At 42.5% G+C, this 19,263-nt stretch carries 15 protein-coding genes; 8 read left to right on the plus strand and 7 right to left on the minus strand.

Translation table 11 applies throughout. From position 1 onward, the window contains the following. Positions 1 to 91 precede the first annotated feature (91 nt). From P2W82_RS06790 to P2W82_RS06810, 5 genes are all read left to right on the plus strand, one after another. Positions 92 to 841, plus strand: coding sequence for a LytR/AlgR family response regulator transcription factor (locus tag P2W82_RS06790; protein WP_336515097.1), 750 nt, complete (start codon positions 92 to 94; stop codon positions 839 to 841). 124 nt (positions 842 to 965) lie between these two features. Next, positions 966 to 1,850, plus strand: coding sequence for an alpha/beta hydrolase family protein (locus P2W82_RS06795; protein ID WP_336515098.1), 885 nt, complete (start codon positions 966 to 968; stop codon positions 1,848 to 1,850). A gap of 541 nt (positions 1,851 to 2,391) precedes the next feature. Then, entirely contained in the window at positions 2,392 to 3,528 is a 1,137-nt protein-coding gene (locus tag P2W82_RS06800) for an efflux RND transporter periplasmic adaptor subunit (protein ID WP_336515099.1), read from the plus strand. Between the two features lie 81 nt (positions 3,529 to 3,609). After that, positions 3,610 to 6,783 carry an efflux RND transporter permease subunit gene (locus P2W82_RS06805; protein WP_336515100.1) on the plus strand — a complete coding sequence of 1,058 codons (3,174 nt, stop codon included), beginning with the start codon at positions 3,610 to 3,612 and terminating at the stop codon, positions 6,781 to 6,783. Between the two features lie 34 nt (positions 6,784 to 6,817). Further along, the gene (locus P2W82_RS06810; RefSeq protein ID WP_336515101.1) at positions 6,818 to 8,269 is read left to right on the plus strand and encodes a TolC family protein; all 1,452 of its coding nucleotides are present in this window, start codon (positions 6,818 to 6,820) and stop codon (positions 8,267 to 8,269) included. Positions 8,270 to 8,418: 149 nt separating this feature from the next. Here the strand turns inward: P2W82_RS06810 and P2W82_RS06815 are convergent, their stop codons facing one another. Further along, positions 8,419 to 9,303: a hypothetical protein gene (locus P2W82_RS06815; protein ID WP_336515102.1), complete on the minus strand. Its 885-nt coding sequence runs from the start codon at positions 9,301 to 9,303 to the stop codon at positions 8,419 to 8,421. 323 nt (positions 9,304 to 9,626) lie between these two features. Here P2W82_RS06815 and P2W82_RS06820 point away from each other — a divergent pair, with 323 nt between their 5' ends. Then, positions 9,627 to 10,511 (plus strand): flavin reductase family protein, encoded by an 885-nt coding sequence (locus P2W82_RS06820; protein WP_336515103.1) that lies wholly within the window; start codon positions 9,627 to 9,629, stop codon positions 10,509 to 10,511. A 229-nt stretch (positions 10,512 to 10,740) separates the two neighbouring features. Here P2W82_RS06820 and P2W82_RS06825 read toward each other — a convergent pair whose 3' ends face one another. The 5 genes from P2W82_RS06825 to P2W82_RS06845 all read right to left on the minus strand — a co-directional run bounded on the left by P2W82_RS06825 (position 10,741) and on the right by P2W82_RS06845 (position 15,363). After that, positions 10,741 to 11,289, minus strand: a complete 549-nt coding sequence (locus P2W82_RS06825; RefSeq protein WP_336515104.1) for a hypothetical protein — start codon at positions 11,287 to 11,289, stop codon at positions 10,741 to 10,743. A 30-nt stretch (positions 11,290 to 11,319) separates the two neighbouring features. Then, positions 11,320 to 12,405, minus strand: coding sequence for a DUF3500 domain-containing protein (locus tag P2W82_RS06830; protein ID WP_336515105.1), 1,086 nt, complete (start codon positions 12,403 to 12,405; stop codon positions 11,320 to 11,322). 103 nt (positions 12,406 to 12,508) lie between these two features. Then, a complete protein-coding gene (locus P2W82_RS06835; protein ID WP_336515106.1) occupies positions 12,509 to 13,339 on the minus strand; it encodes an amidohydrolase family protein in 831 nt (276 codons plus the stop codon). Beyond that, positions 13,336 to 13,758, minus strand: a complete 423-nt coding sequence (locus P2W82_RS06840) for an amidohydrolase family protein (RefSeq protein WP_336515107.1) — start codon at positions 13,756 to 13,758, stop codon at positions 13,336 to 13,338. Before P2W82_RS06840 ends, P2W82_RS06835 begins: the two co-directional genes overlap by 4 nt. Positions 13,759 to 13,827: 69 nt before the next feature. Beyond that, a complete protein-coding gene (locus P2W82_RS06845) occupies positions 13,828 to 15,363 on the minus strand; it encodes a hypothetical protein (RefSeq protein ID WP_336515108.1) in 1,536 nt (511 codons plus the stop codon). Between the two features lie 426 nt (positions 15,364 to 15,789). On the opposite strand from P2W82_RS06845, the gene P2W82_RS06850 reads away from it, so the two are divergent. Then, positions 15,790 to 16,515 carry a hypothetical protein gene (locus P2W82_RS06850; protein ID WP_336515109.1) on the plus strand — a complete coding sequence of 242 codons (726 nt, stop codon included), beginning with the start codon at positions 15,790 to 15,792 and terminating at the stop codon, positions 16,513 to 16,515. Positions 16,516 to 16,747: 232 nt separating this feature from the next. On the opposite strand, the gene P2W82_RS06855 is transcribed toward P2W82_RS06850, so the two are convergent. Beyond that, on the minus strand, positions 16,748 to 17,179 hold the full coding sequence (locus P2W82_RS06855) for an SRPBCC family protein (protein ID WP_336515110.1): 432 nt from the start codon (positions 17,177 to 17,179) through the stop codon (positions 16,748 to 16,750). A 359-nt stretch (positions 17,180 to 17,538) separates the two neighbouring features. On the opposite strand from P2W82_RS06855, the gene lysS reads away from it, so the two are divergent. Continuing rightward, positions 17,539 to 19,056, plus strand: a complete 1,518-nt coding sequence (gene lysS / locus P2W82_RS06860) for a lysine--tRNA ligase (protein WP_336515111.1) — start codon at positions 17,539 to 17,541, stop codon at positions 19,054 to 19,056. The last annotated feature ends 207 nt before the right edge of the window (positions 19,057 to 19,263 follow it).

Below are 19,263 nucleotides of genomic sequence, written 5' to 3' on the forward strand. Positions count from 1 at the left end.
TTCTATTTATCAGCTGACTCCACCAGATCTGATAACCTGCCTGCCCTGCCTACCGGGCAGGCCGACAACTGACAACCGACAACTAAAGACAATGACCAGGGCAGTAATTATTGACGACGAGACACACAGCATCGAAACATTAAAATGGAAGCTGGAGAATTATTGTCCGGATGTGACGGTGATTGCCTCTTTTACAGATCCTGCGGAGGGAGTCAGATTTCTGAAGCAGAATGAAATCGACATTCTTTTCCTGGATATCGAGATGCCTATGTTGAATGGTTTTGATGTGCTGGAAGAAGTAGGACAGTCGATAACATTTGATGTAATCTTTATCACTGCTTATGATAATTTTGGAATACAGGCTGTAAAATTCAGTGCGCTTGATTACCTGTTGAAACCAGTGCAGAATAAAGAATTAAAAGAAGCAATAGAAAAGCATCTCAGAAAGGCTCAGCCAAACATACCTAACAGGCAATTGGAAGTATTAATGGAAAATGTACATGCTGAGAAAAGAGGGAAAACGGGAAAGATCGCGCTTGCGTCGAGAGATATTATTGAATTTGTAAATCCGGAAGAGATTATCGTATGCACTTCTAACAGCAACTATACTGAAGTCTATTTATCAGATGGAAGGAAGAAAGTGATCAGCAAAACATTAAAGGAGTTTGAGGATATGCTCGTACCCTTCCATTTTTTCAGGCCACATCATTCTCACCTTATCAATCTTTCTGAAGTAAAAGAGTTTATCCGTGGCGATGGAGGCTTCCTGGTGATGAAAAACAAAATGAAAATCCCTGTTTCGAAAAGCAAAAAGGACGAACTGATGAGTCAGTTACTCTGAACTACTCAACAGGAACAGGTGATTGATCAAATGAACTTTTATTCCAGCGAAAGAATTCCAAGTTTTGTATTGTTATCAGCTTCGATGGAATGAAGCTGTCTGTTCCGTTACTGAAAGGTGAACTATGGCGCATACGGAAATGGTTAAAACCAGGGATGGGAGGGAGATGGGGATCAGCATTTTTAATCCTCAGAAGGAGAACAACTCTGTTATAGTGATCGGGCAGGGAGTAATGATGCATCAATCAGATTATAATGTATTTGCAGAATTCCTGTCAAAGAGCGGGTATCCGGTGATCACTTTCAGTTATCGGGGACTTGACGAAAGTTACTGGCTCGGCCCGGAAAAAGCGAATGCCGGAATGAAACATTGGGCATTACAGGATCTGAATACTGCATTGCTTTTTGCAAAACAACATTTCCCTAAAAAGGAAATTATTTTTCTCGCACATGGCATCAGTGGAGAAATTGCCGGTATTGCTCCGGCGAGTACATACATCAACAGGATGATCATGATCAGTGCGGGCCTGACCTGCGCTAAACTCAGGCCCTGGCGTGTTCGTATGCGCCTCTCGGTGATGAAAAAACTCATCACGTTGTTATTATTTTTCTATGGTTATTTTCCAGGTAAAAGAATAAGGTATCTCACGAATATACCGGGCGGCGTAATGCGTGATTGGGTCGGCTGGTGTAACAGTGAGAACGGTCTTTTTGACGAGTTCCCCGATAATAATTATTGCCGTTTGCGCATACCATTACTCAGTATAAGTTTCGAGGGAAATTCAGACATTCCACTAAAAGCTATACGCGCATTACTCGCTCGATATTCGGCTGCACGTATCCGTTGGATGCATCTTCCTGACACACTCTTATCCGACACACCCAATGATGAGAATGCTTTTTTCAATGCAAAGTTTCCGGAAAATTTATGGAAGATGATCGGCGACTGGCTTGAGTCGGAAGCAAGCTATAATGGATACTTTAACCAGGAAGAAAAATTAGCACCGTAAGGAGAGAAACAGGAAACAGAGTCAGGGCAAAAAAAAAGAGAACAGGAAGGCGGGTGCAGAAAAACTAAAAATTGCGAAAAGGGAGAAAGAATGCTATTCATTGTGTTGAATTCTTCTGTTATGACAACGGGCAATTAACAACTCAAAGAATACAAAACGACAATTAGAATGCGATTAATTTTTCTCCTTAAAGTGTGGCTGTTTTCTTCTGCCTCCTTTCTCCTTACTCCTGCCTGTTAGAATACAGTTAGAAAAATTTATATTAACGTCTTGTTAAACAGGGTCACTTTCTAAATGGTCTATTTTCGCCCGCAAACCCTATTGGCTGTTAATCGCGACAAGGTTTTCTGGCATTTTTGAATTATATTTGAAATAACCGACCTGCACCTTTGAAAATATAAAATTGGTGTCTCGTTTATCTTCAGTCACCTTCTTCAACTCTTGCCAGCAAATCTCTGTCCCCCGATTGCCTGCATCCTGATCAATTTCAGGTTTTCAATCTGATTGCCAGCCAATTCAATAACTCTAAAAAAAAGGGATCATGCGACCATTTCTGGCAAGTCTGACAGCTTCATTTTTTTTCTTTCAACTGGCTTGTAATGTCAGTGGCAAAACGGAGGATGAACATTCCAAAGCAGTACATATTCCAGTGTTGAAAATAGAAGCCCGGGACACTGTTATCGAGCAGGAATATGTGGCAGATATCCAGGCTGCAAAAAACGTCGAAATCAGATCCCGCATACAGGGCTTCATAAAAGAAATTCTTGTTGATGAAGGACAGGAAGTGACCAAGGGTCAGCCGTTATTCATTCTTAATGATGAAGAGCTTCAGGCAGATGTATCAAAAGCAAAGGCTGTATTGAACAATGCAACAGCCGAGGCGAAAGGTGCTGAACTTGAAATGAAGAGGATAAAAGTACTCGTAGATAAAAATGTCATTTCATCTTCGGAATATGAGCTTGCTCAATCAAGATTGAAATCTGCTGAAGCACGTGTAGATGAAGCAAAATCAAGTTATACAAATGCCCAGATACAGCTTTCCTATACACGGATCCTTTCTCCATTCAGTGGAATAATCGACAGGATTCCAATGAAGAGAGGAAGCCTCGTGGATGAAGGAACTTTACTTACTACCATTTCAGATCTGGCAACGATCTACGCCTATTTCTCAGTTTCAGAAAATGAATATCTCCGCTTTAGTCGGTCTAAAAAAGAAAAGAATACCACCGACTATGATAATATCAAATTAATTCTTTCCGACGGTACTGCTTACCAGCATAATGGAAGAGTGGAAGCTATGGAAAGTGAATTTGATAGTCATACCGGTTCTATCGCCTTTCGTGCAACATTTCCCAATCCCGAAAAATTTCTCAAACACGGTGCCAGCGGTAAAATAATTTTAAGCGCAGCAGTGGAAGATGCATTGATCATTCCGCAGAAAGCAGTCATGGAAATCCAGGATAAAAGTTTTGTGTACATCGTGAATAAGGATAACACGGTGAGGATGAAAAGTTTTTCACCGAAAACGAGAATGGATGAATTTATTGTCGTTCAGTCTGGCCTTACAGAACACGACACTATTGTTTATGAAGGAATACAGAGCATAAAGGAAGGAACCAGAATAACGCCACAATATTTGGATGCAGATCAATTGCCTGCATTGAATTCCGGAAAATAATATCGATTGATTCTGCAGGTGTAAATGCCTGAAAGGAGATTGCAAAATTGTCCTTTGAATCTATCTTTTTAAAAACAGATCATGGTTGAGACATTTATACGCAGACCTGTTTTATCATTAGTCATTTCTATCATCATCACTTTACTTGGTGTGCTGGCGCTATTCAGTTTGCCGATCACCCAGTTCCCGGATATTGTGCCGCCCTCAGTTGTTGTTACGGCTACTTATAATGGAGCTAATGCAGAAGTGTGTACCAACGCTGTTGCCATCCCGATTGAACGGGCAGTGAATGGTGTGCCTGGTATGACTTATATGAACACGGTAAGCAGTAACAATGGTGTGACGCTTATCCAGATCTTTTTTAAAGTAGGCACTGATCCTGACCAGGCCGCGGTAAATGTACAAAACAGGGTAACGACCGTGCTCGATGAACTTCCTGAAGAAGTTATCCGGGCTGGTGTGCAGGCGGAGAAGGAGGTAAATAGTATGCTGCTCTACCTGAACATCGTGAGTACAAATGATGATGCCGATGAGGAATTCATTTACAACTTTACCGATATCAATGTTCTTCATGAATTGAAACGAATCGAAGGTGTTGGATTTGTTGATATCATGGGGGCACGCGATTATTCCATTCGCGTCTGGTTAAAACCGGACAGGATGCTTGCATATAATATATCAACGGATGAAGTAATAAAGTCTTTAAGGGCGCAGAATATAGATGCAGCACCGGGCGTGGCAGGAGAGAATTCAGGAAAGGACAGGCAGGTGAAGCAATATGTATTGAAGTACACAGGTAAATTCAATACGCCTGAACAGTATGGTGATGTTGTAATGAAAGCTCAGGCTGATGGATCTGTTCTTCGGTTGAAAGATATTGCTGATATTGAATTCGGTACGTTCAGTTACGATATGGTTTCAAAAACCGATGGTCGTCCTTCCGCATCGATAATGATCAAACAGCGCCCGGGAAGCAATGCGCGTGAAGTCATTCAGAACATCAAGGATAAAATGGGAGAATTGAAGTCTACGGTTTTCCCGCCCGGGATGGATTACAATTTTGCATACGACGTTTCACGTTTTCTTGATGCCAGTATTCATGAAGTAATCCGTACGCTGATTGAAGCGATGGTTCTGGTATTTGTTGTTGTATTTATTTTCCTGCAGGATTTCAGATCAACACTGATTCCGGCTCTGGCGGTTCCGGTTGCATTGGTAGGAACGCTGGCGTTCATGCTTGCACTGGATTTTTCCATAAATATGCTGACCCTTTTTGCATTGGTACTGGCCATTGGAATTGTGGTGGATAACGCAATTGTAGTTGTAGAGGCTGTGCACGTGAAGATGGAGAAGGATAAACTGCCGCCATTGGAAGCTACCATTGCTGCTATGAAGGAAATCACTTCAGCGATCATTGCTATTACATTGGTAATGTCAGCGGTATTTATACCTGTTGCATTCCTTTCTGGTCCTGTTGGCGTTTTTTACCGGCAGTTCAGCATCACGCTTGCTATTTCAATTGTTATATCGGGAATAAATGCATTAACGCTTACTCCCGCCCTGTGTGCCCTTATGTTGAAACCACATTCGCCTGCGCATACGAGACGAAACCTGCTGGCAAGATTCTTTCATGGATTTAATAAGGCTTATAACAAAACCGAAAATGCATATACCGGAATTGTTTCGAAGATTGCACGGAAAAAAATCATCACACTCGGAGCTATTCTTCTTTTTGTACTCGGAAGCTGGTTCCTTTTGCGTGCACTTCCCTCAGGGTTTATTCCAACAGAAGATCAGAGTATCATCTATGTAAACGTAACAACACCCGCCGGGTCGACTCTTGAAAGAACAGAGCTTGTGTTGGATGAAGTTGAATCGAAACTCGGAAAACTGGCTGGTGTAGATAATATCAGTACCCTCGCGGGCTATAGTCTGATGAGTGAAATCACTGGCGCCTCCTATGGAATGGCGATGATCAATCTGAAAGGATGGGAAGAACGAAAAGAATCAGTGGAAGAGTTGATCGCCCATTTTGCAAAAAATACTTCCGGTATCAGTGATGCGACGATAGAATATTTCGCGCCACCGTCCGTGCCGGGATTTGGTAATGCGAGCGGATTTGAATTTCGTTTACTGAATAAAAACCGAAGCGGTAATCTCGAAGAGATGGCGGTCGTCACAAAAAACTTTCTGGAGGAATTAAATAAAGACAAGCGAATCGGTGGTGCTTTCACCGGTTTTGATCCAAGCTTTCCACAGTACATTATTCACGTCGACCAGGAAATGGCAGCGAAAAAAGGAGTGACTGTTGAAAATGCAATGAACACATTGCAGACGCTGATGGGAAGTTATTATGCGACCAACTTTATTCGTTTCGGACAAATGTATAAAGTAATGTTGCAGGCACTTCCGGAATACCGGCGCACACCGGATGATCTGCTGAAACTATATGTGAAAAACGAACGCGGAGAGATGGTTGCATTTTCAACATTTACAAGGCTGGAAAGAATACTTGGTCCTGAGCAGATCACCAGGTACAATATGTACAATGCGGCGATGATCAATGGTGATGCTTCACCAGGTAACAGTACGAGCGAGGCTATTACAGCGATCCAGGAAACGACAAAAAAGTTGCCAGCGGGATATGATTATGAATGGAGTGGTATGACGCGTGAACAGATCCTTTCCGGCAACCAGGCCATCTGGATTTTCATGCTCTGCCTTTTGTTTGTGTATCTGTTGCTCGCAGCGCAGTATGAAAGCTTTCTCTTACCGCTACCTGTTATTCTTTCGTTACCTGTCGGAATTTTTGGTGCTCTGTTTTTCCTTTGGCTGGGCGGACTCGAAAATAATATTTATGCACAGGTAGCAATGGTTATGCTGATAGGACTTCTTGGTAAAAATGCCATCCTTATTGTTGAATTCGCGATACAGGACAGGAAGCGTGGTTTGTCAATTGTGCATGCAGCGAAGATGGGGGCAAAAGCAAGGTTGCGTCCGATCCTGATGACATCGTTTGCATTTGTTGCAGGATTGATTCCGCTGTGTATTGCTTCAGGTGCAGGTGCCATCGGAAACAGAACGATCGGTATGACTTCCGCAGGAGGAATGCTCCTCGGAACAGTGATTGGAGTAATTGTAGTACCCGGGCTGTATGTTGTTTTTGCGAAAATGGCTGAATCTGGTCGGTTCAAAAGACGAATAAAAACTCAATTGAATCGCCCGCCAGAAAAATTAAAAGAACTCCCTGCCTGATTAACTATTTAGCGATATACCTGAAAATGGAAAAATGAATATGATGAGGAACCTGATTATATGTTTGATTTTTTTCTGTTGCGCAGCGTTCGTATTTAGCGGATGCAAAGCTGCACGCGAAGTACAAATGCCGCCGGTTCCTGTCGTACCTGCTTCATATGGTGATTCATTGTCCGGTGGGACAATAGCGTCATTGCCCTTAAAGCAATTTTTTACAGATCCATACCTGTTGCAACTGATCGATAGTGTACTGAAGAATAATCCCGACCTGGGTATTGCATTGCAACAGGTGGAAATTGCCCGTGCTACTGTAGCGATAAGAAAAGGGGCATTGTTACCGCAAGTGAATGGATTGGTTACGGCAAGCGGCGATCACTATGGAAAATACACGATGACGGGTGTTGGCAATTTTGATACAAATCTTTCATCAAATATTTCTGAGGGACAGAAAGTGGCAACAGGGTTCACGCCGGATTTTTTTATCGGATTCAGAAGCACATGGGAAATTGATATCTGGGGAAAACTTAAACAACAGCAAAAGGCGGCAATCGCAGGATGGCTCGCCACTGAAAGGGGACGGCAATACCTGGTAACGGGCCTTGTTGCTTCAGTGGCGTCGATGTATTACGAACTCATGGCGCTAGACTATGAATTGAAAATAGTGAAGAAGAATGTAGGGTTACAGGAGCGCGCACTGGAGATCATCAAAGTTCAAAAGGAAGGAGGAAGAGCAACAGAGCTTGCAGTAAGGCAATTTGCCGCTCAGTTGTTGAATACCCAGGCTCTTGAGTTTCGTACACGGCAGGAAATGGTGGCTATAGAATTACAACTCAATGCACTGGCAGGCAGGTTCCCGATAGAGATCAAAAGAGACACTTCCCTGATGGAGTTACCATTGCCTTCGGTTATGCATACCGGTGTGCCTTCAGATCTTTTGCTGAGAAGACCGGATATACAACAGGCGGAGTATGAGCTGGAAGCCGCAAAAGCCAATGTGCTTGCTGCGAGAAAAGCATTCCTGCCCTCACTCACTATCGCGCCTTATGCTGGTTTCAATGCTTTTCGGGGGAATGTAATATTTAATCCTTCGTCTATTGTTTATGGCCTGATAGGAGGCATCACCGCACCCATTTTTAACGGATGGCGAATCAGATCCGATTACCAGGTTGCAAATGCAGAAAACAGCCAGGCGGTTTACAACTATCAGAAATTAATTTATCATAGTTATGCAGAAGTGGTTACTCAGTATAACAGGATGCAGAACAATTCCAGAATATTTCAACTTAAAAACCAGGAGTTCCAGGAACTGTCAACGGCAGCCCTAACGGCGCGTGATCTTTACCTAAGCGGCTACGCGAATTATCTTGAAATCATTACTGCACAGAAAAGTCTTCTCGAAGCAGAGTTGCAACTCGCTATTTCAAAAAAAGACATTTACCTCAGTGCAGTTGATCTCTACCGATCATTGGGTGGGGGATGGAATTGATCTCAGTTCTGTACAAACTAATAGAACCACGAATGACATATGTGAGTCTTTATTTATGATTCTTTTGCAGTTGCTGAAAGAATTATGTAAAGAAAAACCGGCCTGAAAACAGACCGGCTCACATGGTAGGGATAAAAAAAACAATCTTATTACCTTCTTCCTCTTACGATTACTCTTCTGCCGTGTCCGTATGCATGTCCGCGTGGATTTGAATGACCAGGGTTTCTATACACCGGAGCTGGTTTTCGATACGTGGGATAATGTGTTATTGCCGGGCGATAACGATTATAAACGATCACTGAAGTATTGCGATAAGGCTGATAGTATCTTGGTGCATATGCAATGCGATGCCTCGTGCATGGAGCATAGTACCTGCTGTAATAATTCCTTTGTGGATGCCAGGATGACCATGCAACTGTTCTACGTGGTGCATACCAATATGGCGGACGATAGTTACTCCACGTTGAAACCCAGGGAACATATCCCGGAGCAAATACAAATCTCACACCTGGCCAGCCCCACACGTTAACAAAAATTCCATTGTTATTCGTATTATACGCAGATGGTCCACGTCTTTCGCGATCATTGTCGTCGAAATAATTTCTTTCTTCCGCATCAGTTGGTTCGATGATCACTTCTTCGCCGAAAATATCCTTGTCGCCGACAATCTGAATTACTGCTTCTTCATAACCGGTCCGTTCAAGTTCGATTACAGCAATATCCTGATTCTCCCGTTGGGTTACCGGAATCTGCAGAATGAACAACTGTACATCATTATCTCTTTTGTTGATAACTCTGATGTAATCAATCTCTCCGTCGTCATTCAAATCAAGATTATTAATGCTGTTTCCATCCTGGTTCAACATTCTTTCAAATGCTTCGGGGGAATTCGATTTCTTGAAAGCTTCCAAAGCACCGTAAAGATTGAATTGATCTCCTGGCATTCCAGGATTTCTGTCCTGTGCATGGATGGCTAACTGGCTGCCTGTCAACAGGCCCGCAATTAAAAGTGTACGAATCGTCCTGCGTTTCATGGTAATAAAATTTATTGTCAGCGGTTGGACTGATGAAGGAAGGAAAGGTTTAATTAAGGCGGAAGAGTAAGTAATCGGCAGTAAGTTGTAAGCAGGAGCCAGCCGTTGTGTTGGTGGACCTTTTTCTTTTTCAGTTACAGTTTCTGATGCTGGCCTAGGTAAAAGACCAACGAGAAGCGTTGTTCCACATAAAAAAATGCACTGCGCCCAATCTGCTGCCTGCTGCTTTCCCTGACAACAGGCAACCTGCCAGTCCGGTAGCCAGGGCAGGCGTGACGACAACAGCCAACTCCTTTTGCCTTTCGCCTCCTTACTTTTGCCTGATGAAACGAATCGAGTTCGCATCCATCCCCACATCTGAAAAACAAGGCTGGCTTCAACACGCCGTTGCACCACGTCCTATCTGCTTCGCATCGACTGTTAACAAAGAAGGCGCTGTCAACTTAAGTCCGTTTTCATTTTTCAATTTATTTTCGACGCAACCGCCTATCCTGGTTTTTTCACCTTCGAGGCGACTACGTGATGGTTCGGTAAAGCATACACTTACCAATATGGAAGAAGTACCCGAGGTAACCATAAATATTGTTGATGTGCTTATGGTGCAGCAGGTTTCTTTGGCGAGTTGCGAGTATCCTAAGCATATTGATGAATTTGTTAAAGCAGGATTCACGCCATTAAAATCTGAAATCGTAAGACCGCCACGTGTCGCCGAAAGCAAAGTACAGATGGAATGCCGCGTTGTACAGATCATACCATTGGGTCATGAAGGCGGTTCCGGAAATTTGGCACTTTGCGAAGTGTTGATCATGCATGTCTCCGAAGATATTTTGAACGAAGCTGGAACAATGATCGATCACAGGAAACTTCATCATGCGGCAAGGCTTGGTGGAAACTGGTATAGTAAGGTAGATGAGCAAAGTATTTTCCAGGTAGAAAAACCAAATGTTCACCTCGGCATTGGTTTCGATCAGTTACCAGATTCAATTAGAAGAAGTAAGATCCTCACCGGAAATCAATTGGGTCAACTCGCAAATGTGACGGGCATCCCTGAAGCAGAACTTGCGTTTTACGATCCTCATGTAAAAGAAATCGTTCAGTATTTTTCAAACAATCCTGATGAAATGGAAATTGAAATGCACCGTCACGCAGGAAGATTACTTGATGAGGGAAAAGTAGCCGAGGCATGGCAGGTGTTGTTGATGTACTGAGAAGTGAGGGCGCAGAAGACAGAATGCGGAATACATTTAAAAGGCAGCAGGCAAAAGTCAATAGGAATCAGCTGGCCTCTGTATGGGCAGGCCTGTTTTCTGTATGCAATTTTCTGTTTCTGATTAAGGCAAAAGGCAAATTTTAGCAGCGAAAGATAATCAGGATAAAAAAATAAGCATATAACTATTCTGCAAAGCTCCACCAGGGTGACAACCGACAACCGACAACTCACAACTTCTTTTGCCTACTAACTTTAGCCTTGTCGCCCTCCATTTCCCGCAACACTTTGCTCGCACGACTAGCAAACGCTGCCGTCTGATGTGGCAACTGATCTTCAATAAGCATTTTTATCTCCGGAATTATTTCCGGATGATCTTTTGCAAGGTTACAAAGAACAGTCAGTGAAAACGCCTTAACTGCAACAGCTTCATCGGGAGACTCCACAAATCTGAAACAGGTATCCATTACTTCACCCTGCATGCTTTTTGGAATGGTTACAAACTGCAACAGTCTTACTATATTTCTTTTTACTGCACCATGCAAACCTTCTTTTGTACAGTAAGAAACAATTTTTTTGAGATGCTTCTTTACCAGTTTCGGGTGAGCTATAGTGATAGTACTCAGCGGCCAGCCTGCTCTTTGTACAACCCGGTATTCATCGTGAAGAAAAAGATCGACCAGTTGATCAAAACGATTCTGATCTTCTCCGACATAAGAGACAATTTTCGTTGCCTGCGCTTTTGAGTGTTCCTTTAAAATTTCGTCTCTCAGCTTCATAAGGCTAAAACAAGATATTCCTGTTATATGCTATTTGTGCTTTACTGCCTGGTAATGATTTTTCAATACATCTTCGCCAAAATCATTTCCCTTCTCGCGCCAGATGGCATGTATATGATTGGCCTCATTTCTCGGTCCGCCGTTATTGTCAAATTCAATTAAAAACCCCGGCCCGTTAATCACGAAATAGTGCGGTTTCTTCTCTTCGTATTCTCCAATCCATCCAAAATAAATATTATCAACACCGGCTTTCAGGATCTTGTTGTACTCCATCACTGCTTTATCATATTCGAGGTTGAATACAAATTCCCTGACTATATAGATTAGCAGATCTTTCTGCTCCTGGTTAAATTCGGATGCCTTAATTCCCCAGGAATCGATAAGCCTTTTCCCACTTTCAGCAGCAGTGATAATGTCGCCGGGAACTGCCGTACTCTGCGTTGCTTTCTTCTTTTGCTCCGTAGATAAAACGCTGATCAGTTTCAGTCCCAGATCTTCCTCCTGCCCCAATACACGCCAGCCTGCATAGGCAGTTTCAGGATATTCTGCAGGATCAGTACCGATGAAGAATGGGGTAACTGCGATTTTTCCTGCAGAGAAAGTAAAGTTGACAGACAAATGATGTCCCTCTAATTTAAAGCCCCAGGTATCGTCCGTGGGCTTTCCATAAAAAGCAAAATAAAAATTCCGATGCGACCATTTCAGATCCATCAGTCGGTTGTACAAATTTTCATTTATGGTTTTGTTGTAGAACATAGTATCCATCCAGCGATTGAGCAGATCGTCGAGATGCATAATGCTGGTTGCTTTCAGATAACCTTGTGAACTAAGCGCTGCAGATAAAATCCGGTGCACAAGTTTGCGTTGTTCAACAGTCATGTTACCAATACTCGTTCCTGAACGTGCTCGCAGGCCTACCGGAAGGTTATTCCACATGACTCTTGAAGTATCAGTAAATTGCAATTCACCTGAGTGAACCTGCATCTTACTGAAAGAATTGTAAAGCTGAATTGCGGACTGTTTTATTTCAGATTCGTATCCTGCCTGACCCTGTGATTTTATAGAAGAAACACAACAGAACAATACAATGCAAAACAATCGCTGGATGGCTCGCATGGCTGGTATTTTAGGGAAAGGTAATTTTTTCAATGAAACAAAAATCAAGAGATTAGGCGATCCTTCCTTTCATCATTAAGTCAGACCTACGAAGCAGGAAAACTCAGTTTCTCCTGATGATCTTTCCATCTTTCATAACAAACTTCACTTGCTTTACTGCATCGATATCTGTCATTGGATTGCTTTTCACAGCAATGATGTCAGCAGCATACCCCTGCTCAAGCACACCACGTTCATTGTCGATGCCCAGTAACTCCGCTGCATTGATCGTCATGGTTTGAAGAATATAAGAAGGCGGAATATTAGCGGCTTTCCATGATTTTAAAACCTGAAGATTGGTTTGGATGCGATTCTGATTTGGAAGATCAATAATAATATCGGTACCAAAAGCCATTTTAGTTCCGATTTTATACGCACGTTTAAGGCGATCGACCACCATATCTGACAACTGTTTTGCGGTTGCTGAATCCATTCCATAAGCAAACCAGTTGTCAAAAGAAAAATCGGTGCCAACGAGAAAAATGTTTTTATCCTTCATTGCCTGTAACTGAGGATCGGTAAGACCGAAGCCATGTTCAATGGCAGCAGCGCCTCCGTTTATTACGTTGGCTGCGGCCGGCTCAGAAAAAGCAACATGCACAGTGACTTTGATTCCGAATTTGTTTGCCTCATCAACTGCGGCTTTGATATCTTCTGTATTATAAATTCCATTATCGCCTGTAACCATTTTAATTACATTAGCGCCGAAGTATACATTTCTCCTGATGGCCTTTTTAATTTCATCCGGAGTATCGGCATCAAGATATTCCCATTTCCAGAAATGCTCGTGCTCAGGATTGACGCCTCTTGATTGACCTCCAAAAGGAGCGATGATCTGCCCTGCATAAATGATCGTTGGTCCCGGAGCCCACCCGTTTTTGATGGCTTTGATCACATCAGCAGAAGCATATTCGGCATCGTGCCGATTTCTTTTATTGTTGTAAATCCGTTTTCTAGTAATTGCTTGGCTACCATAGCACCACGCAAAGCGCGGAACGCATTGCTTTCGTTGGTATAGGTTTCGTTCACCACAAGATTTCTGTAGGTATTATTACTGGTGATATGCACATGGCAGTCCATTAATCCCGGCAAGACCCATGAATCTGAAAGATCAATTACTGAATCATTTTTACCATGTTTGATATTGGCCCCAGCCTCTTTTATTTTTCCGTTCTGTACAAGGATAAATTGATTGTCCAGCATTTTGCCGGTGCGCGCATCAAATAAATGCCCGGCTTTTATAATTGTGTTTTGCGAATGAACTGAAATTGCAGATATCAATAAGAGAATAAAAATAGAATATGCTTTTCTCATTCAGAACGATTGAAATTGTAAATGGTAGTTACAACAATTTAAATCATTCTGAATCGCCTTAAACGAAATTCATTTTAATTTTTTCAGAAGCATGTTCCATCCCGGATCTTTTTTTAACGATTGCAGGTCCGTATCATTTTCGTAATCGATTCTGGAATTAATACCCATATCGGCCGCTTTCCCTGCATATACTAATGCCTTTTGGTTTTTGCCCAACGCGGCATATGTTCTTGCTCTTCGCAGGTATTGGTATGGGTTGGGTTGCAATTGCATTGATTGATCAAAATATTTTTCGCTTTCTTCGAACCGTTCCATATCCAAAAATCCTTTCGACAAGTACTCCAATCTTTCAACCTGTCTTGGGCCAGGGGCAACTATCGGCATGAATAATGCATTTGCAGCAGATGTGTCATTCAGACCTATTTTTACTAAACCAGTTTCAAGAATAATTGCCGGATTGTTTTTGAATCCGGAACTAACGTTTCCCAGCAATTGCTCTGCTTCTGCATATTTTTTTTGTGTACGTAGTGCTGAACTGTACATGATGATGGCATCCAGACTATTTGGATATTCTGATAACCAGTCTCTGAGGCCTGTACTCAGAGCTTCAGAATTCTGACTATTCATGTTGTTCAGAATACTGTTTCCAAGTGTATCAGAAATCTGCGGTGTATTTTTAGTCCCTGATTTTACTTCATCAATCACTTTTGCATCAATCCAGTAAATATCAAATCCCCAATTCGAATCAGACATATTCCGGTTGGAACCAAAGAGATATTTACCGTCCGGAGAGAGTTTTGCAAATCTTTCAGCAGCAGGTGAATTTATTTTTGGTCCCATATTCACAGGCAGCGTCCATGAATCATTTTCATTTTTAAATGATATGTACAGATCGATGCTACCATCGATACCCTCAGGTCTGTTGGATTCAAAAATGATAAACCTTTCATCAGGTGCAATAAAAGGTCCGTCTTCATATCCAATACTGTTTAGATTATAGGGAAGTTGTACAGGCGATAATTTCTGATCGGTTGTTATTGAAGAAGTAAAAATGTCCATATTGTTTCCGCCAGTGATCGGCACAGAGAAGAAAATATTTCCGGTAGCGGAAACGGAATGCGCATATTCTTTGCCGCTGGAAATCGTTGTATCGATAGGGAGAGGAGTGGACCATCCATCCCGGGTTCGTTGAACTTCCCATATGCGCATATCTTTTGTGTCAGCATAACCCGCAGGCATTTTTCTGCGCGAACTGAAATAAAGTTTTTTGCCGTCATGAGAGAAACCCGGGTAATAATCATCCGAAGTACTATCAGCAAAAGATGGGCGATGCGGCGCCGACCATTTTCCGTTTTCAAAAATCATTTCGTACAATGAACCCCGATAAGTTTTGTCTACTACTGTCCATAATACACGATTACCGTCAGGCGAAAATGCGGGGGCGCTATGTTCATATTGGTTTGTAGTGATCAATCCAGGCGCAAAGATTATCGCAGTGTCGCCAGGTGGAAGCTCCCCTGCATAATTGATTTTCGTATTCTCTTTTCTTGCACATGCGCTAAGCAAGGTAATGAGTACGGTTGTCACTAATACATTGTTATACATGACGACAGGTTTAAGCTAACCTGAATCTATCGAAATCTGAAAGTCAGGTATAACAGATTTTTATCATCGGAATCATTTACTGTTAACCGGGGCGCTCAGCTGTTTTAAAAGATGGATCGGGCTACTGTCAACAGATGCTGATTCCCGGTAAACCTGATAGTAACCGTTAGTCCTTTGAGTCATTTCAGAATAAATCAATATGTGATTTTTATAACAACTTATTTTTCCTATTGGGTAGGAAAAATAATAGGTTTGTTTATCACTCCGGCTTTGTAGTTGCTGTTCATTCCGCCCCACTTGTAAACAACGGCATTAGATCCTCATCACGGCAAGAATTTTCACCTTTCTCTGATTCACCGGTATCCTTAATTTACCAGATAGTTATTCTATTCCTGAATCAGGAGCCCGGCTGTTAAAAATAAACCTATGCGCAAGTACACCCTCATTACCAACGTTGTGATAATCATTGCAGCATTTGCCGAAGCACAGCCTTATATCGATCTCGTCAATGTGTATTATTCTTACAGTCCCGGAAAAGGCATCAATGAAAATAATTCACTGAACAGGTTCAATCATTTCCGATCACAATTAAATATCCCATTGGTCAGTAAAAAAGACAGCAGTGTATTTCTTATCAGTCCATCCTTTGAAATCCGAACGCTAAGAGCAGAAGAGTCATCGACTTTAATAAAAGTGCAAAGTCTTTTTACTGTGCTGACCTACACAAAGAAATTCAACCCCACCTGGTCATTGACTCTAGGTATTATTCCGCGGTGGAACGGTGTGTCGTCGTTGCTTTTTTCCAAAGGGTTTCAATTGGGAGGCCTGTTCTATATTTCCCGCAGGTTCAATCCTGAACTGGTTCTGCGGGCAGGGTTATATTACAATAGGGAGTTTTTCGGAAACTTTTTCATTCCTATAATAGGTATCGAGTGGAAAATCAATCAAAGGAGTAATCTTTTCGGGAACTTACCAAACTCACTGATTTACGAGAACAGGATCACTAAAAGGGTTTCACTAGGAGCTTCTTTCAGGACTTTTCCCAACTCATACCGCATTGAACCGACAGGTCCTCAAAACACACTCGATTACTATCGCATTACAGATATACAGGCAGGTGCTTTTGCAGATTTCTACCTACACCAAAGCTGATTTTTAATCTTGAGGCCGGGTACTCTGTATTCAGAAAGCTCCGCATGGGTGGCGAATCGGTTGGAGGGAAGGACACAGAAACAGTAGTCAGCGATAAAGGAAATATGTACTTCCGTGGTTCATTGTTTTATCGTCTGCGCTTTTATTGATTTTCGCGGGCAATGGCGGTTGCTCCGACTGAGTTGCCCTGCGACATTAAGGTCTGAGAAAAAAGAATAGAACTGCCGTCGGATTATAATGATTCAACAAGCGATTTCAATCCGGATAGAATCTGTTTCCATCCGGCGATCGAATGTTCCATTGCTTCTTCATTACGAAACCCCTGTTGCTTAACCCGCATCGTCGTATGTCCGTGATTGTCATTCAGCAGGTAGGTGATGATCGCATAATTTTCAGGTATATCCTGGAGTCCGGTAGTGAGGTAACTATAGCTGATGAGCTTATTGTTTTCAATGTCGAGAATTTCCCCTTTTTCTTCATAGGTTTTGCCTTCCCATTCGCCACGAAATACTATGGGACTGTTTTTGCTCCAACTTGTTTGTACATCCGTTCCGTAAAAATATTGTTTGACCAGTGCCGGATCGGTGAGGCCCTGCCAAACTTTGTAGGCTGGTGCATTGATGATAACAGAGTCAGTAATGATCAGATTTTTATCGATGGCCATAGCTGTTCATTTATCATGCATATTTAGTGCCACATGAAAACAAGGCAAATTAGTACAGAAACAGAGAACGGAAACAGAAAACAGAGAATACAAAACACAGGATGCAGGAGGGAAACGGGTTTCTGAAAACTAAACAAAGAAAACAGGAGGAGATATGGGGAAATTACTATGATATTGAGGCATTTATAAGGCGTAAAACTAGCTGGCCTTTCTGTTTGTCAATTTTGCAACGACCTGATTCTGGTCCAAAGAGGAGGGCGTCGTGCACCAGCTTAGGCTAACGTACAACGTACAACGTTTAACTTTTAACCCTCTTCGGCCTTCTTCCATTACCTTTGCCGGAATTTTAGCAGAAACACATGAATATCGCGCATTTGTCAGAGCAGGAGATTATCCGCAGAGAGAAATTGAAAGAGTTTGCCCAGCTGGGAATAGATCCTTTCCCCGCACCGCTTTTCCCGGTGAACAGCAATGCTGCCTATATCAAGGCCAACTACAAGGGAGAAGAAAATAAGGCTGATTTTGCTGAGGTCGTTTTAGCCGGTCGTGTGATGAGCATCCGTGATATGGGCAAAGCAAGTTTTGCTGTATTGCAGGACAGTACGGGCAAGATTCAGCTGTATGTGAAACGAGATGAGATCTGCCCCGGGGAAGACAAGACGCTTTATGATAAGGTTTGGAAACACCTTACTGACATGGGTGATATTATTGGCGTAAAAGGATACGTATTCACCACAAAAACGGGTGAAACTTCCATTCACGTCAGGGAACTTGTTTTTCTTACTAAGTCATTGAAACCACTCCCTGTTGTAAAGGAAAAAGAAGGTGAAACTTTTGATGCCGTTACCGATCCTGAATTCAGGTATCGTCAGCGGTATGCAGACCTGATCGTGAATCCGCAGGTGAAAGAAACTTTTGTTAAGCGCTCAAAACTGATCAACTCGATGCGCGAATTTCTGAACAGTCGCGGCGCTATTGAAGTAGATACTCCCGTTCTGCAAAGCATTCCTGGCGGTGCAGCAGCCCGTCCCTTTACAACGCATCATAATGCGCTGGATATACCGATGTACCTGCGCATTGCCAATGAACTTTATCTGAAAAGACTGATTGTTGGGGGCTTTGACTGGGTATATGAATTCAGTCGCAATTTCCGTAATGAAGGAATGGATCGTACCCATAATCCGGAATTCACTGTACTCGAATTTTATACTGCCTACAAGGATTATCTGTGGATGATGGAAACAACAGAACAGCTACTCGAAAAAGCAGCGATCGATGTTAACGGAGATTCAACCTGTGAAGTTGATGGAAAGCAGATCAGCTTCAAAGCGCCGTTTGCGCGCATCACGATGTATGATGCAATAAAACAATATACTGGTATTGACATCAGCGGAATGAATGAAGATCAGATCCGTGAAGTATGTAAGCAACAGCATATTCATGTTGAACCGAGCATGGGTAAAGGAAAACTGATTGACGAACTTTTCAGCGAAAAATGTGAACATCATTTTATTCAGCCGACTTTTATCATCGACTATCCTGTAGAGATGAGTCCGCTGACAAAAAAACATCGCAGCAAACCAGGTCTTGTTGAAAGATTTGAACTGATGGTGAATGGAAAAGAAATCGCAAATGCATATTCTGAATTAAACGATCCGATCGATCAGCGTGCACGTTTCGAAGAGCAGGTAGCCCTGATGGAAAGAGGCGATGATGAAGCGATGTTTATTGATTACGATTTCTTACGCGCACTGGAATATGGAATGCCGCCAACCTCGGGTATTGGGTTCGGTATCGACAGAATTTGTATGCTGCTAACCGGGCAGTCATCAATACAGGATGTATTGTTATTCCCGATGATGAGACCGGAGAAATGACATTCAATATTGAATTAGAAAGGAAGCCTGGTGTCAGCGCCTACACGGATGTAAAAGTCAAAGCGTGAAATTCCCTGCACCAGGTTTACTTCCGCTTTCGGTTAAAAATCTTATCCCTTTATTCGGCGTTTCTGCAAAGTTGAGCAGTTCAACGAACAAGGAACAACGATGAGCGAAGTGCACCGCCAGTTTTCATTTAATCAGCAA

The organism is Pollutibacter soli, assembly GCA_029269725.1.
GTDB classification, from domain to species: domain Bacteria; phylum Bacteroidota; class Bacteroidia; order Chitinophagales; family Chitinophagaceae; genus Pollutibacter; species Pollutibacter soli.

Excerpts from the sequence above, each read along its gene's own strand:
- P2W82_RS06805 (WP_336515100.1), top strand. The coding sequence starts at position 3,610 with ATGGTTGAGACATTTATACGCAGACCTGTTTTATCATTAGTCATTTCT.
- P2W82_RS06855 (WP_336515110.1), bottom strand. The coding sequence starts at position 17,179 with ATGGCCATCGATAAAAATCTGATCATTACTGACTCTGTTATCATCAAT.
- P2W82_RS06825 (WP_336515104.1), bottom strand. The coding sequence starts at position 11,289 with ATGAAGCTGAGAGACGAAATTTTAAAGGAACACTCAAAAGCGCAGGCA.
- P2W82_RS06830 (WP_336515105.1), bottom strand. The coding sequence starts at position 12,405 with ATGCGAGCCATCCAGCGATTGTTTTGCATTGTATTGTTCTGTTGTGTT.
- P2W82_RS06840 (WP_336515107.1), bottom strand. The coding sequence starts at position 13,758 with ATGAGAAAAGCATATTCTATTTTTATTCTCTTATTGATATCTGCAATT.
- P2W82_RS06790 (WP_336515097.1), top strand. The coding sequence starts at position 92 with ATGACCAGGGCAGTAATTATTGACGACGAGACACACAGCATCGAAACA.
- P2W82_RS06850 (WP_336515109.1), top strand. The coding sequence starts at position 15,790 with ATGCGCAAGTACACCCTCATTACCAACGTTGTGATAATCATTGCAGCA.
- P2W82_RS06800 (WP_336515099.1), top strand. The coding sequence starts at position 2,392 with ATGCGACCATTTCTGGCAAGTCTGACAGCTTCATTTTTTTTCTTTCAA.
- P2W82_RS06845 (WP_336515108.1), bottom strand. The coding sequence starts at position 15,363 with ATGTATAACAATGTATTAGTGACAACCGTACTCATTACCTTGCTTAGC.
- P2W82_RS06820 (WP_336515103.1), top strand. The coding sequence starts at position 9,627 with ATGAAACGAATCGAGTTCGCATCCATCCCCACATCTGAAAAACAAGGC.
- P2W82_RS06815 (WP_336515102.1), bottom strand. The coding sequence starts at position 9,303 with ATGAAACGCAGGACGATTCGTACACTTTTAATTGCGGGCCTGTTGACA.
- P2W82_RS06795 (WP_336515098.1), top strand. The coding sequence starts at position 966 with ATGGCGCATACGGAAATGGTTAAAACCAGGGATGGGAGGGAGATGGGG.
- P2W82_RS06810 (WP_336515101.1), top strand. The coding sequence starts at position 6,818 with ATGAATATGATGAGGAACCTGATTATATGTTTGATTTTTTTCTGTTGC.
- lysS (WP_336515111.1), top strand. The coding sequence starts at position 17,539 with ATGAATATCGCGCATTTGTCAGAGCAGGAGATTATCCGCAGAGAGAAA.